Here is a 15,208-nt window from a genome sequence, read left to right as displayed (position 1 = left end):
ATGTTTATTCAAGAACGGTTACGGTTGAAGGTTCCGCTTCCATCGGTCGGCGCAGGAAGCGAAGGATAATCAGCATTGCCGCGGCGACCAGTGCCGGCAGCGCAATCACCATAAACATGACGCTGAACGATACGTTCCACGACAGCATGGCGCCGCCGCTGAGCGAGCCGAATATTGCGCCGCAGCGGCCCGCCGCGTTTGACCAGCTCACGCCCGTCGCGCGGCACTGCGTTGGATATAGCGCGGCGGTTAACGCGTTAATTCCCACCTGTGCGCCGCTGGTGCCGACACCCGCGCCGAGCACCGTCAGCGCCAGCGCCAGTAAAGAGCCCTCCGACTGGCTGATAAGCACGATGAACACCGCGCCTAAGCCATAACAGCCCGCCAGCGTCCAGTAGGGGTTCCAGCGGTCCATCATCATGCCGATAAGGATTGCCCCCGCGGTGCCGCCGACCTGAAACGCCGTGGTTATCCAAGCCGCCCGGCGCAAATCGATGCCGCTGTTGTTTAAAAGCGTCGGCAGCCAACTCGACAGCGAATAGATAATCAGCATGCTCATAAAGAACGCGCACCACAGCAGCAGCGTGACCGACAGCAGCTCTTTGGAGAACAGCGCCGCCACGGAGCCCCTCTTGGCGGGCTCTTCGTTGAGATGAAAATGCGCGCCGTCGTAGTTTTTACCGGTAATGCGCGAAAGCGTCGGCGCTATCTTTTCCGGATGCTGCTGTTTGAGCACCCGATAGCGGGGCGACTCCGGCAGGGCGAACCACAGTACGAACATAAAGGCCAGAGGCAGTATGCCGCCGAGGATCAAAATGCCTTCCCAGCCGATGCTTGCCACCCACTGGGCGCTGACCACGCCGCCCAGCGCCGATCCAAGCGTAAAGCCGCAAAACATCAACGTGACCAGCGCCGACCTGTGTCGGGTAGGGACAAATTCCGACGTCAGGGTAATAGCGTTTGGCATCGCGCCGCCGAGGCCCAGCCCGGTTAAAAAGCGTAAAGTAATGAGCATCTGCATATCGGTTGAAAAAGCCGAAATCAGGCTCATCAGGCCGAAAAACGCCACGCTGAACAGCATGATGCTTTTACGGCCAAACCTGTCGGAAAGCGGTCCAAAGACCAGCGCGCCCAGCGTCAGGCCCAACAGGCCGGAACCGAACAGCGGCGCCAGGTGCGCGGCGTCCAGCGCCCAGTGTTGGCGAATGGCGGGAGCGATAAAGCCGATGGCCGCCGTGTCGAAGCCGTCCAGCGTGACAATCACAAAACAGCAAACGATCACCCGCCACTGAAACGCGGAGACGCGCGCTGCGTCGATCTCTTCCTGTACGGTTATGCTACGTGTAGATGTCATGGTAATGCCTCACAGTGGCTAGGGTTTTTCTCGGTTTTGTGACCAATGTTGTTTATTTGTAAATATTATGTTTCCCGATAATGTGAAAAGATAATGGTATTTCGGGCCGAGCCATAACCTGGAGTTATACCTGTGAGCGACTGGACGCAGAGACTGAGAGTGCAGCACCTGCGGGTGCTGGTGTGCATTGGAGAGCAGGGCAACCTGACCAAGGCGGCGGAGCTTATGAATATCACCCAGCCGGCCCTGTCGAAATGGCTGACCGCGCTGGAAGAGGAAATGGGGCTGACGCTGTTTGAACGCCACAGCAAAGGCATGCGCCCTTCCCCCGGCGGCAGGCTGCTTCTGGAACACGCAAGCAGGCTGCTCAACGATCTGGAACGTTCCCGAGAAGACATCGAACTGTTTAAACAGGGCGCTCAGGGCAGCCTGCTTATCGGCTGCTCTCCGGTAGCGACCGACTGCGTGTCGGCCGGCGTTTTATCGCTGGTTAAGGAGCACCCTGGCGTTCATATTCAAATCGTGGAAAACGTTATGACGCCGCTGCTGGAAAGCCTCATCGCGGGTAAGGTCGACGTGGTGGTGGGTCGCGTCGGCAGCAAGGCGCTGCAGCTTCCGCTTCATTACCGCGTGCTGTACACCGAGCCGGTGTGCTTTGTCGGGGCGTGTAACCACCCCTTGGCGCAAAAAGCGCGGATAAACTGGCAGGATCTGCTGGAATATCGCTGGATAGTCTGGCCCACCGGTACGCCAATCCGCGTCAGCATCGACAACGCATTGGTCGATCAGGGCATCACCCTGCCGGCAAGCTATCTGGAGTCGTCCTCTATGAGCGTCACGCTCAATCTGGTACAGAGCAGCGATATGGTTTCCATCCTGTCGCTGCGGCTCGCCGAGCGTTACGCCAGTCAGGAACAGCTGGCTATCCTGCCGCTGCCGCGCATTGAGCAGAAGGGAAGCGTCGGCGTATTCTGGCGGCAAAACGACCTGCCGTCGGACGCGCTGCGACACTTTTTGGCGCACTTGTTGAAGGTGAAGGATGAGGGGTAATTATCGGGGCCGCCAGATATCCAACGCTTCCGCTATCTTGTCGCTTAACTTAGCCCTATCCCACCCGGCGCTGACTCTGAGCAGCGGCGAATCCCAGTCGCGGTTTTTTATCACCATGACGACAAATTCGCCCGCTTCGTCAAATGAGGGATACCAGCCGACGTCAACCGTAGTTTCCTCTGCGTCGGAAAATAGGACCTGCAGTAAATCTTCGTCCAGGCCCCACACATCGTCACCTGGCTCTTTATCGAAGTCTAATAGCGAGAGGCTATCGTAAAAATAGGCGACGTTGGGTAATTCATAATTCAGGCCTAAGATACTATAGGTCTTCGTCATTTTAAGCTTCCCGTCGTTTTCGATTCGCTGAGCCAGTTTACTCGGCAACGGCGGCGCTCCCAGTAAAAAATGTCGGCGTTGCCAAATTAAGTAGGTTAATGACATGTTGACGGCTACAATAGGCGCAAAGACCGTATGCCGTATTAGGCTGGTTTAAATAATAATTTAATAACAGGAAAGCCCAAAACGCCATGCTCAGCTATCGCCACAGTTTTCACGCCGGCAACCACGCCGACGTCGTGAAGCATACCGTCCAGAGCCTTATCATTGAGTCGCTGAAAGAGAAAGAGAAACCCTTTCTTTATCTCGACACCCACTCGGGCGCAGGGCGCTACTATCTGGGCAGCGAGCATGCGGAAAAAACCGGTGAGTATCTGGCCGGTATCGCCCGCGTCTGGCAGCGTGACGACGTGCCGAGCGAGCTTGAGCCTTACCTGTCTGCGATCGGGGCCTACAACAAAAGCGGAAATCTGAAATATTACCCAGGCTCGCCGCTGATTGCGCGCCACCTGCTGCGCGAACAGGACAAACTGCATCTGACGGAGCTGCACCCCACCGATTTCCCGCTGCTGCGCCAGGAATTCGCCAAAGACTCTCGCGCGACGACGGTACGCGGCAACGGCTACCAACAGCTGAAAGCGCAGCTTCCGCCGCCCTCCCGGCGCGGGTTTGTTCTTATCGATCCGCCCTATGAGATGAAAACGGACTACCAGGCGGTGGTCGACGGCATTCAGGAAGGCTATAAGCGCTTCGCTACCGGCGTTTACGCCCTATGGTATCCGGTGGTGCTGCGCCAGCAGGTCAAAAGGATGATACAGGCGCTGAAAGACACCGGTATTCGCAACATATTGCAAATCGAGCTGGCGGTCCAACCGGACAGCGACCGCCGGGGCATGACGGCCTCCGGCATGATCGTCATTAATCCGCCGTGGAAGCTTGAAAAACAGATGTCCGTCGCCCTGCCCTGGCTGCACCGGGTGCTGGTGCCGGAAGGCATTGGCCACACGAGCCTGAACTGGATAACGCCGGAATAAGCGCGCCATAGCCTGGAGGATGCGATGAAAAAATTCACGCTGCTCAACGTTGCTTACCTCCTTCTGGCCATCGTCGTCGCCTGCTGGCTGATTTGGCGCTTTTATCCCCCCGCGCCGATCGCGGCGTGGACGTTTTACGGCAAGGACGGACGGGAAGTGCGCGGATATACCTATCCGCCGGCCCTCGATAGCGTGACCGGCATGTTGGAAGATCGCCCCGAGATCCCCGGCGGCAACGGCGTTTTGCTGTCCCTGTGGCCCGACGTTAAGCAGTGCATTCTTACCGTTAAGGCCAAAAGCGGAGAAATACGCATCGCCCGCTTTAGCGAAAGCCGTCCGTTTAACGTACAGATAGAGTATATCGACAGCAGCGGCGCACAGACCTATCTACGCGCCATGCCCGGCAGCGGCGTTTATTTTTGGCACTACCCGGACCCGGCGCGCCCTGGCGACACCATCGGCTGGCGGGCGGATAACATCATGGGCAGAGCGATACCGATACGCTATCGCAACGACGCACTGATTGACGGCACTCGCTATACCTTACAAAACGGCGGGCGCTGGCTCTATCAGAAATACCGCGACGGCAAAGTCGTCAATTCGCAAGAGCTTGAGGAGCTGCCGAGCATTCCGGCTGCAGGCGAAAACGATCCGCTGATGCCCCAGGCCGAGCGCTGGCTTGACGCAACGCTGGAAAAATTCTCGCACGAGCTGGCTATTCCCATCGTCAACGGCTGGCTGGAGACCGACAGCAACCCCTGCCAGCAGATTGATGACGAAACGTGATGGAGTACCCCCCGCTGGCACCCTTTTAATCTCCGGCGGGTTATGAGAACCTTTGACTATTCTTTAAGCGTAGAGAAGCAGACAACACTATGACTAAACACTATGACTATCTCGCCATCGGCGGCGGAAGCGGCGGCATCGCCTCGATTAACCGCGCGGCCTCTTACGGTAAAAAGTGCGCGCTGATTGAAGCCAAATACCTCGGCGGCACCTGTGTTAACGTAGGCTGCGTACCGAAAAAGGTCATGTGGCACGCGGCGCAGATCGCCGAAGCCATTCACCTCTATGGCCCGGACTACGGATTTGACACCACCGTAAACCGCTTTGACTGGCAGACGCTCATCAAGAGCCGCAGCGCCTACATCGACCGCATTCATCAGTCCTACGATCGCGTGCTTGGCAACAACCGCGTTGACGTCATTCAGGGCTTTGCGCGCTTTGTCGACGCCCACACCGTTGAGGTGAACGGCGAGAAAATCACCGCCGACCACATTCTTATCGCCACCGGCGGGCGTCCGTCCATTCCGTCCGTACCGGGAGCAGAATACGGCATTACTTCCGACGGCTTCTTCGCGCTGGACGCCATGCCCAAGCGCGTCGCCGTAGTAGGCGCAGGCTATATCGCCGTGGAGATCGCCGGCGTGCTTAACGGGCTGGGCGCAGACGCCCACCTGTTCGTGCGTAAACACGCGCCGCTGAGAACCTTCGATCCGATGATCGTCGATACGCTGCTGGAAGTGATGGCGGCGGAAGGCCCGCAGCTGCACACCAACTCAGTCCCGAAAGAGGTGGTTAAAAACGCCGACGGCAGCCTGACGCTTAAGCTGGAAAACGGCGTTGAGCACCAGACCGACTGCCTGATTTGGGCCATCGGGCGCGTTCCGGCAACGGACAACGTCAACCTGGCCGCGGCCGGCGTTGAGGTCAACGAGCGCGGCTATATTACGGTCGACAAGTACCAGAACACCAACGTCCCCGGCATTTACGCCGTAGGCGATAACACCGGCGCCGTTGAGCTGACGCCGGTCGCGGTGGCTGCGGGCCGTCGCCTGTCCGAACGCCTGTTTAACAATAAGCCGGACGAGCATCTGGACTACAGCAACATTCCGACCGTAGTCTTCAGCCACCCGCCTATCGGCACCGTCGGGCTGACGGAAGAAGAGGCGCGCAAGCAGTACGGCGACGACCAGGTGAAGGTGTATAAATCCTCCTTCACTGCCATGTACACCGCCGTCACCTCTCACCGCCAGCCGTGCCGCATGAAGCTGGTTTGTGCGGGTGCGGAAGAGAAGATCGTCGGCATCCACGGCATCGGCTTCGGCATGGACGAAATCCTGCAGGGCTTTGCGGTAGCTGTCAAAATGGGCGCGACCAAGAAAGACTTCGACAACACGGTCGCCATCCACCCGACGGCGGCGGAAGAGTTTGTGACGATGCGTTAATCGCTTAGCGTGCGTGAAAAACGGCGGATCGATCTCCGCCGTTTTTTTATGCCCCCAGAGCTTACTCCCGCCCAATATGCAGCACAAACCCGGTAAACCGATAGCGTTCGTCAAACTGCGCCTTGCTCAGGCGGTGAACGCCGCTTAGGGAGTCGCCGATGGTAAAAACCTCACCCTCTTTTTCCAGCAGTGTAATGAAATGCCCCGCCTGCCCCAGCTTTACGCCGATAATCGACGGGACGGGCGCCAGGTCAAGCTTCGGCTGATTTAAAAAGCGATAGCTAAAACCGCGGCTTTGCGCGTAGCGCGCCAGATACCAGTTCTCCGTGCCCGACCCTGAATTATAGCTTCCCCGTGCGACTTCACGCTGTGAGACCGTCGCCCCCAATCGGCTTAACAGCGTGGTCAGCGACGCCGGACCGCAGGTGGCCGAGGTGCTTTGCAGCGCGATGCCGTCGCGCCACTTTTCCGCTATCTCTCCCGCCGGGCGAACGATAGGCTTGATAAACGGCAGGCTGACATAGCCCATCGAGACAATTAGGCACAGGGGCAACGACAGGCGGCGTAACGGCAGCTGAAAGGACAGCCAGCCAGCAAAAAGCGCGGCCAGGCAAACGGTCAGCTCCGCAAAAGGCAGGGCGCGAAAGTTGGCGTACCTCGGATCTTCACCCACGCGCTCGCTTAGATAAGGCAGAGGAATAAGCAGGCTGACGAGGGCAAGCAGGAAAAGCGCGATCCCTGCCGGTCAGCGTAAACCGAAGGCTCGACCGACAAAAAACAGCGCCGCTGAAATCGGCAGCGCAAGATAAAAATTGGGGTTGATAAACATTCGGATATCCGTCCATGAACCTTAACGTCCACCGCCATCATAGCGCACCCTGCCCGTTACGTTTGAAAAATCCGTCCCGTGCGCCGACACGCTTTTTGTCGTTATGGCCAAACTTTGCTAATATCGTCAATAGCCTGTCTATTATCACCTAAGCTCAAAAAGCGTTTAAGCAAAATGAATAAAACGGTTAAAACGGCAACAAGCCTGGTGGAAAGAATCAAATCTGTCCCCACCGTCGCTCACTTTCTGCGGGCCATTGACCGCTTTAACGACCGCCTGGGCAGCCAGTTCGGCGCGGCGATTACCTATTTTTCTTTTCTGTCGCTGATCCCTATTTTGATGGTGTCCTTCGCCGCTGCGGGCTTTGTCCTCGCGTCGAACCCGGAGCTTTTGTCTAATCTTATCAATAAAATCGTCACCAGCGTTTCCGACCCTAACCTGGCGGCCACGCTGGAAAACACCGTCAATACGGCAATCCGCCAGCGCACAACCGTAGGGCTGACGGGCCTGCTGATAGCCCTCTACTCCGGCGTGAGCTGGATGGGAAACCTGCGTGAGGCTATTCGCGCGCAGACTCGCGACGTCTGGGAACGCAATCCGGAAGAAAAAGAGCAAATCCACTTTCGCTACCTGAAAGACTTTGCCTGTCTGACGGGGCTTTTGGTGGCGCTTATCGTCACTATCGCGCTCACCTCTATCGCCGGCTCAGCCCAGCAGACCATCGTCAGCGCCCTAGGGCTGGACGCCATCACCTGGCTGCGCCCCACCCTGACGTCAATCGCCCTGATCATTTCCATCATGGCTAACTACTTCATGTTCCTGTGGATTTTCTGGATCCTGCCCAAGCCGAGGCCCAACACAAAGGCGGTGTTAAAAGGCACGCTGCTCGCCGCCATCGGCTTTGAGGTCATCAAATTCATCATGACTATCACGCTGCCCCAGCTGGCCAAGTCTCCGTCCGGCGCGGCGTTCGGCTCGATCATCGGCCTGATGGCCTTCTTCTATTTCTTCGCCCGTCTGACGCTGTTTTGCGCAGCGTGGATAGCGACGGCGCAAGAGAACCAGCGCAAGGCGCCATAGGTCGCCGTTCATTTTTTGAAACGCCGTTTTATTTTTCTTGACTAAGTTGCCGTTAGTCATAAAACTACTCCCAGACTAAACCGTTAAACTGGGAAGCCTCACCATGACGACCAAACGAATCGCCGTTATCGGCGAATGCATGATTGAACTCTCTGAAAAAGGGCAGGACGTGAGCCGCGGGTTTGGCGGAGATACGCTCAACACGTCGGTCTACGTTGCTCGCCAAGTCCCCGCGGACGCGCTGTCCGTGCACTACGTGACCGCGCTAGGCACAGACGCCTTCAGCAATCAAATGATCGCGACCTGGCAGAAAGAGAGCGTGCATACCAGTCTGGTACAGCGCATGGCCGACAGGCTGCCGGGGCTTTATTACATCGAAACGGACGACGCCGGCGAGAGAACGTTCTACTACTGGCGCAACGAAGCCGCCGCGCGCTATTGGCTGGCCTCTTTAGAGTCTGACGAAATCTGCCGTCAGCTCGCCCGCTTCGACTATCTCTACCTGAGCGGCATCAGCATCGCTATTCTTGACGCCCAAAGCCGCCAAAAGCTGGTTTCGCTTTTGGCCGAATGCCGCAAAAACGGCGGCAAGGTTATTTTCGATAACAACTATCGCCCTCGCTTGTGGAAGAACAAAGAAGAGGCTCAGAGCGCCTATCGCGACGTGCTGGCCTGCACCGATATTGCCTTCCTGACGCTGGACGACGAAGATCTGCTGTGGGGAGCCGCTCCCTATCAGAACGTCATTGAGCGCACCCGCGCGCTAGGCGTAGGCGAGATCGTTATCAAGCGAGGCTCCGACGCCTGCATTATCGCGCTTGGCGACGGTAGCGTTGAGGAAGTCCCGGCCGTGAAGCTGCCGAAGGAAAAGGTAGTAGACACCACCGCCGCCGGCGACTCCTTCAGCGCGGGCTACCTGTCCGTCCGCCTGCTGGGCGGCAGCGCGGTGGATGCGGCCAAGCGTGGCCACCTGACGGCCAGCACGGTGATTCAGTATCGCGGAGCCATTATCCCGCAGGAAGCGATGCCAAAGATCTAACGCTTCCCCTAACGAGTAAAAGCGGCTTTCAAATTTGAAGCCGCTTTTTCTTTATTCGGCCTCCCTCCGGGCTGCGCTTTTCAGTATGATTTCAACCAGACTGTGTCCAACCGGAGGCCTTTATGGAAAAGAAGCGGCTTGAGGAAATCAACGCGCTCAGAGCGCGCGTCCCCGTCGGCATTCGCTATGCACAGGCGCTGATTGAAAAGTGCGACGGCCGCATAGAAGAAGCCGTTGCTCTTTTTCAGCAAGAATTGGCTCAGCAGCTGGCGGAAAAATCAGCGCTGTCTTTAGAGGAAGCCCGCGGCTATTTACGCGCCTCCGGCTACGACATGGCCCGTGCGCTACAGGCCATTGACCACGCCCGGTTCACGCTGACGGAACGCATTCTGCGAAAAAATGCAAAAGATAAGAGCAACGCGGTCGATCTCATCGCGAACGCCATCGAACAGGAAAGAGGGCTGTCGCGCAGCTACTGGCTATCGCTGGAAAACCTGGACGACCTCGCGCCGGAGCTGCGCTGCTTTATGACGATCCACGAATGGCAGAACTATGCGGGTTGGGAGGGGCTGGACTCCGCGCTTTACTTCCATCTGGAGCGCGTTGCCGAGCAGTTGCGGTTTATCGGGCTTGGCGAGCTGGCGCAGGCGCTAGAACAAGCCCATCGCCGCCAGCTTTTGCTGCAAGAACAGCATGCGGGTAAAGATTACATCGAGACAAACGGGATTATCCAACGGGACGTCGAATTCGCCGCTGGCTGCGCACGTTATGACGAGCAAGAACCGCTCATTGACGAGCGGCTATATCAGCTGGCGGCTAACCATATCGACCTGTTCCCCACTTAGCCTAGCCTTTAGCGTCGCCCTTAGGCGCAGGGGAGATAATTCCCTCAAGCATTTCCGCCAGCGCCTTGACGTTCTCTTCCGTCTCTCCGGTCGGCTGGCGTAGCACCAACGTCGGCTTTACGGTCAGGCGCTGGTGAATGTGCGCATTAAGCACCTGTAGCGTCATACTGTCTAAGAACGTCTGACGAAGCCGCATGTAAAGTTCGGGAGCAACGCCGATAGAGCCGCTTTTCTCTATCAGCAGGCGCTGGTCCATAATCGCGGCGGTATCCGTCTTGGCGTAGGTCACCATCACCTGAGAAAGCCGCTCCTTTTTCTCCGCCACCAGCGCGCTATATTCCGCTTCCGTCGCCCCCTCTGCGCTCAGTTTGGCGATTTCGGTTCCGACATACTTAAGGCTGGGCTTCAGACCGGCAAGAGGTGAATCGATAGTGATTTTACACGCATTGCGTTGATACATAACCTGACAGCTAAAGTCCAGAGAAACGCCCTTCAGCCCGCTTTTAGCCAACCTCTGGTTTAAGCGCAGGGTAATCAGCTCTTGCGCCATATTGTCCAGCCACTGCCGCTCCAGCGGGGCGGAGGCCACTATCGGGTGCCACGGCTCATCCCACACCAGGGTCAGGCGGTCTTTTTCTACTTCGGTGGATAAAAAATTAATCGGTTCGGCAGGCAGCGCGCTCAGCGCGGCGATAGTGGCGGGAGCCTCACGCTTACCGGCCAGGCCGCCAAAGGCGCGGCCGATCTGCTCCATCAGCTGCCGCCTGTCGACGTTGCCGACGACGTACAGCGTCATGGCGTCCGGGGTGTACCACTTAGCGTAGAACTCGCCCAGCTGCTGTATCGTTGCGCCTTCGGCAACGGGCTGGCCGGGATCGTGATCCACCAGCGGAGAATTTTTAATACGGTAGCGCCACCACGGCTCGCTCATGCCCTGCGGCAGCGCAAGCCTTGGAGAAAGCCAGTCGGCGCGTACGGATTGAATCTGTTCGTCAGTTGCTTCCGGCTTGCTGACCGCGTCAGACAGCCAGCTAAACGCCTCTTTTAACAACTCCGGACGGCTAGGGGGAAAGCTCAGGCTATAGCGGGTATAGTCGTAGGAAACGTCGACCAGCGGCTTAGCGCCCGCAGCAGGGGCGATCTGCGGCAGCAGCGCGTCGAGGCTTTCATGGGAAAAATGCGGCGTGCCGGCCACCGCCAGACGAGGCAAAAGATAGGAAAAGCCCACCTGCGGAATGCCTTCCTGCAGCGAACCGGCGTTAATCTCCAGTCGAATCTCTACGTTATCGGTAGGGCGATGGGGCGTAGAGAGGATCTGCCACTTGAATCCGTTATCCAGTTTTCCTACCTGCCAAGCCGGATCGGCCCGCAGCGGTTCAGCCTGTACGCTGGCCCCCACCGCCAGAAACATTAGCCCGCCGAGAGCAGAAAACAAATACTGACTGTGCATAGCGTAAAACCTCATTTACTGCCTACATACCGACTAACGGCGGCATCCCTGTTATTGTAATTTATAAAGCAGATCGTCGAGATACTGCCTGATGTTACCGCTAACTTGACTATAAAACTGACGGCTAACTTGCAAATAATAACATTATGCAAAGAATCGGAACTGCGACAAGCCATAAGGGGAAAATGGGACAATACGCGACCGGAAACCGAGGAAAACCGTCTGAGCAGGGGTTTATACTACTACAGAGGCGATGCTCTCGCATCTTATTCTCACACTGGCGCCTTCTTTCCAAAGATAAGTTCGTAGAACTCGAACCGTTAGAGACGTATTTTTTTAGAAAAAGAGAGCTGGATCTCCCCCTGTTTAGAAAAAACTGTAGTTCCTCGCGAACAAAAGAAAAACCGCTCGATTGCGCGAGCGGTTTTCTTTAATTCCAGAACCGTTAAAGAAAGATTAAGCGACCTGCTCTTTCGCCCGGCCCTGATTGTTAAGCTCACGGCTAAGCTTGTCGTTATCAATCTGACGGCACCACTTGGCAACCACAACGGTGGCTACGCCGTTGCCGATAAGGTTGGTTAACGCGCGCGCTTCGGACATAAAGCGGTCGATGCCCAGAATCAGCGCCAGCCCCGCCAGCGGCAGGTGGCCAACGGCGGAAATCGTCGCAGCCAGTACGATGAATCCGCTTCCCGTTACGCCCGCCGCGCCTTTAGAGGAAAGCAGCAGCACCACGAGCAGCGTAATCTGGTTCAGCACGCTCATCTCCGTATTGGTCGCCTGAGCAATGAAGACCGCCGCCATCGTCAGGTAAATCGACGTACCGTCGAGGTTAAACGAATAGCCTGTTGGAATAACCAGCCCAACAACGGACTTCTGACAGCCTAAACGCTCCATTTTCTCCAGCATTCTCGGCAGAACCGATTCTGAAGAGGAGGTGCCGAGAACGATAAGCAGCTCTTCTTTGATATAGCGGATAAACTTGAAGATGTTAAAGCCGAAGCCTTTAGCAATAGCGCCAATAACAAACACGATGAAGATAACGCAGGTCAGGTAGAAGCACAGGATAAGCTGCCCCAGCTGAATCAGCGAACCTACGCCGTATTTACCGATAGTAAAGGCCATGGCCCCGAACGCACCGAGAGGCGCCAGGCGCATGATCATGTTGATGATGCCGAAAATAACGCGAGAGAAGCTGTCGATGACGTTGAACACCAGCTGACCCTTTTCTCCCAGACGGTGCAGAGCAAAGCCAAACAGCACGGCGAACAGCAGCACCTGCAGGATGTTGCCGCTGGCGAACGCGCCTACGGCGCTACCTGGGATCACGTCCAGCAGGAAAGGAACGATTCCCTGCGATTTGGCCGCGTCCGCATAGGCCGCAACGGCGCTTGCATCCAACTGCGAAGCGTCGACGTTCATACCGGCGCCCGGTTTGATGATGTTAACCACCAGCAGGCCGATAATCAGCGCCAGCGTACTTACCAGTTCAAAATAAAGCAGCGCGATGCCCCCGGTACGACCGACGGCCTTCATGCTTTCCATTCCCGCTATACCGGTCACTACGGTACAGAAGATGATAGGTGCGATAATCATTTTGATGAGTTTGATAAAGCCATCACCCAACGGCTTCATCGACGCACCAATCTCAGGATAAAAATGCCCCAACAGTACACCAACCGTTATTGCGATTAACACCTGAATATAGAGCGATTTGAAAATGGATATTTTCATGATGTTTCCTTAATTATTATTTAGCAACACGGTCTAGGCGCAGGAAAATAACATCTATTTAACACTATGAATATTAAAATCTAAGGAAGGCAACGGGCAAGATTAAGAATTATGAACTGGATCGCATCACGGCAATGGTTTTTACGCATTCAAAGCCCAAAATTCATCTATTTTGGCAGAATAAAAAACCACTTGGAGAACAAGACTAAATAATCATTTATCGGTAGTAGGGAAGGCCGATAGGTAGGCGCTGTTAAACTGCTCATAGGGAATAGCGCGTGAGAACAGGTATCCCTGCGCATAGCGGATGCCGTTCGCCAGCAGCCAATCGGCCTGAGACTGACTTTCCACGCCTTCAGCGACCAGCTTCAGGCGCAGCGTCTGGGCGATGGAATAGACTATCCTCACCAGCGAATCCTCATACGGCAGGCCGTCAATAAAGCTCTTGTCCACTTTCAGTAGGTCTACCGGAAGACGCTGAAGATAGTTCAGGTTGCTGTATCCGCTGCCGAAATCGTCCAACGCGATGGCGATCCCCAGCTCCCGAATGTGCTTAAGCGTCGGCAAAATGGCCTCTACGTCATGAATAAATCCGGTCTCGGTAAGCTCTAGCACTAAACGCTCTGGCTCAAAATCATAGCGACGAAGTAAAGAAGAAAGCTGCTCTATCAGCCCATGCTGCAGCTGCATTGCCGACAGGTTAACCGACAGCGTTAAGGGCACCTTACGAACCTTCCACTGCGCCAAAATGCGGCACGCCTCTTCTAAAACCCATTGCCCCAGAGGCAGAATCAGACCGCTTTCTTCCGCATGCGGAATAAACTCTATCGGATAGCGGACCTTGCCTGGCGCATAGTGCCAGCGAATCAGCGCTTCCGCTCCGACGGGACGGCCCGTCTCGATGTCTATCTGGGGTTGGAGATAAAGCTGGAACTGATCTTGAGCAATTCCCTTCACTATCTCGCTTTCCAACTGCATTCGCTGCTGGATTTCGTTGGTCATGTCCGGCTCGAAGAACAGCACCTGATTTTTCCCTCGCCGCTGGGCCAGCAGCATGGCCGACTGTGCGTGAGCCATCAGGCCGTCGACGTCTTCTCCATCACCGGGATACTGTGCGATGCCGATGCTTAGCCGAGGAGAGTGGCGCAGGTCGTTTGCCGCAATGGGTTCACCGATTGTTTCAATCAGCCGTGTTGCAAACTGCATGGCCTGCAGCGGCGTTTGCGACAGCAGGCTCATAATCACCAGCTCCTCACCGTGCAGGCGAGCCAACACCGCATGAGGGCTAAGCAAAGACTGGATCCTCTTTGTAACCTCAAGCAGATGGTGGTTCCCTTCCTGCTGCCCCCAGGCCTGGAAGACGTCCTTTAGGGAGTCCAGGCTGACAAACAGCAGGCTAAACGGCGTTTTGTCGTGTTTACTGCTCGCTATCTGCTGTTTGAGCAGCTCCTGAAACAGCGTGTAGTTTGGCAGTTCGGTAACCGGATCTCGAGTGCTGAGGCGGCTTAGCTGCTGATACGCCTGAGCCAACGCTTCCTGATTGCGATTGTAGTTGCGGACAAGCATTCCCAGCTCGTCGTCCTGATGGCTTAGAGGAAGCGTTAGCTGGTGGTACTGAAAGCCGTCATCCGACATGCTCTTCAGATCGTTTGCAATCGCGCGCAGAGGATAAACCAGCAGGCGGTTCAGGCACCAGCTGATAGCGACGGACAGCATCAGCGCCAGCAGCAGATAGGTTACGAGTACGGTAGTGAAACGTTTTAGCGTCGTCTGATACAGGCTATAGGAATCCGCCTCCAGAATCAGATAGCCAATCGGTAGCGGATCGATAGCGTTGCGTTCGGGTGAATATAGCGGGATTTGCGACGTCACGGGTAAAGACAGCAAAAGGGCGAACAGCGGCGTCACCTGATTTTGCTGCGGCTTCTCGCTGTTCATAGAAATCAGCTCCGTATTCATTAATACGGTGGCTCGGTTCAGCGTCCCCTGCTCTATCAGGCTGTCGAGGATCCGCTGAGTGTCCTTGAAGCGGCGATTCCACAGCGCATGCTCGACGGGATAAGAAATCGCGCGGCCAATATTGTTAAGCTGGCTTAGAGAATCGCTGCGACGCTGTTGTATAAAGTCAAACATCTGTATCGCAATAAACAGGCAAATGGTCACCATGGCAACCAAAGTCACCAGCGACATCTGTTTAATTGTCAATGATCGTTTGACCAGCAAAGCGTC

Annotated in this window: 13 protein-coding genes; 7 read left to right on the top strand and 6 right to left on the bottom strand. The window is 56.1% G+C overall.

Annotated features, from left to right (window positions below; translation table 11 throughout):
* Positions 1-4: 4 nt before the first annotated feature.
* Positions 5-1,354 carry an MFS transporter gene (locus V8L73_RS01440; protein WP_027273586.1) on the bottom strand — a complete coding sequence of 450 codons (1,350 nt, stop codon included), beginning with the start codon at positions 1,352-1,354 and terminating at the stop codon, positions 5-7.
* Positions 1,355-1,486: 132 nt separating this feature from the next.
* On the opposite strand from V8L73_RS01440, the gene V8L73_RS01435 reads away from it, so the two are divergent.
* Entirely contained in the window at positions 1,487-2,404 is a 918-nt protein-coding gene (locus V8L73_RS01435) for a LysR family transcriptional regulator (protein WP_027273587.1), read from the top strand.
* On the opposite strand, the gene V8L73_RS01430 is transcribed toward V8L73_RS01435, so the two are convergent.
* Positions 2,405-2,740 (bottom strand): hypothetical protein, encoded by a 336-nt coding sequence (locus tag V8L73_RS01430; RefSeq protein WP_347253961.1) that lies wholly within the window; start codon positions 2,738-2,740, stop codon positions 2,405-2,407.
* A 191-nt stretch (positions 2,741-2,931) separates the two neighbouring features.
* Between V8L73_RS01430 and V8L73_RS01425 the strand changes: the two genes are divergently transcribed.
* The 3 genes from V8L73_RS01425 to gorA all read left to right on the top strand — a co-directional run bounded on the left by V8L73_RS01425 (position 2,932) and on the right by gorA (position 6,002).
* A complete protein-coding gene (locus tag V8L73_RS01425; protein WP_347253960.1) occupies positions 2,932-3,774 on the top strand; it encodes a 23S rRNA (adenine(2030)-N(6))-methyltransferase RlmJ in 843 nt (280 codons plus the stop codon).
* Between the two features lie 24 nt (positions 3,775-3,798).
* Positions 3,799-4,560, top strand: coding sequence for a hypothetical protein (locus V8L73_RS01420; RefSeq protein ID WP_347253959.1), 762 nt, complete (start codon positions 3,799-3,801; stop codon positions 4,558-4,560).
* An 89-nt stretch (positions 4,561-4,649) separates the two neighbouring features.
* The gene (gene gorA, locus V8L73_RS01415; protein WP_027273590.1) at positions 4,650-6,002 is read left to right on the top strand and encodes a glutathione-disulfide reductase; all 1,353 of its coding nucleotides are present in this window, start codon (positions 4,650-4,652) and stop codon (positions 6,000-6,002) included.
* A 61-nt stretch (positions 6,003-6,063) separates the two neighbouring features.
* Here gorA and V8L73_RS01410 read toward each other — a convergent pair whose 3' ends face one another.
* Positions 6,064-6,675, bottom strand: coding sequence for a cysteine peptidase family C39 domain-containing protein (locus tag V8L73_RS01410; protein ID WP_347253958.1), 612 nt, complete (start codon positions 6,673-6,675; stop codon positions 6,064-6,066).
* 330 nt (positions 6,676-7,005) lie between these two features.
* On the opposite strand from V8L73_RS01410, the gene yhjD reads away from it, so the two are divergent.
* From yhjD to V8L73_RS01395, 3 genes are all read left to right on the top strand, one after another.
* Positions 7,006-7,911, top strand: coding sequence for an inner membrane protein YhjD (gene yhjD / locus V8L73_RS01405; RefSeq protein ID WP_051155579.1), 906 nt, complete (start codon positions 7,006-7,008; stop codon positions 7,909-7,911).
* Positions 7,912-8,014: 103 nt separating this feature from the next.
* A complete protein-coding gene (locus V8L73_RS01400; RefSeq protein ID WP_347253957.1) occupies positions 8,015-8,950 on the top strand; it encodes a sugar kinase in 936 nt (311 codons plus the stop codon).
* A gap of 122 nt (positions 8,951-9,072) precedes the next feature.
* Positions 9,073-9,795, top strand: a complete 723-nt coding sequence (locus tag V8L73_RS01395; protein ID WP_347253956.1) for a hypothetical protein — start codon at positions 9,073-9,075, stop codon at positions 9,793-9,795.
* Position 9,796: 1 nt separating this feature from the next.
* Here the strand turns inward: V8L73_RS01395 and V8L73_RS01390 are convergent, their stop codons facing one another.
* The 3 genes from V8L73_RS01390 to V8L73_RS01380 form a co-directional block, all read right to left on the bottom strand.
* Positions 9,797-11,245 carry a pitrilysin family protein gene (locus tag V8L73_RS01390; RefSeq protein WP_347253955.1) on the bottom strand — a complete coding sequence of 483 codons (1,449 nt, stop codon included), beginning with the start codon at positions 11,243-11,245 and terminating at the stop codon, positions 9,797-9,799.
* 456 nt (positions 11,246-11,701) lie between these two features.
* Positions 11,702-12,979, bottom strand: coding sequence for a dicarboxylate/amino acid:cation symporter (locus tag V8L73_RS01385; protein ID WP_027273594.1), 1,278 nt, complete (start codon positions 12,977-12,979; stop codon positions 11,702-11,704).
* A gap of 213 nt (positions 12,980-13,192) precedes the next feature.
* Positions 13,193-15,202, bottom strand: a complete 2,010-nt coding sequence (locus tag V8L73_RS01380; RefSeq protein ID WP_027273595.1) for an EAL domain-containing protein — start codon at positions 15,200-15,202, stop codon at positions 13,193-13,195.
* Between the last annotated feature and the right edge of the window lie 6 nt (positions 15,203-15,208).

Source organism: Leminorella grimontii (assembly GCF_039789245.1).
Lineage (GTDB): Bacteria > Pseudomonadota > Gammaproteobacteria > Enterobacterales > Enterobacteriaceae > Leminorella > Leminorella grimontii.
This window is presented reverse-complemented; position numbering and strand designations above follow the sequence as displayed.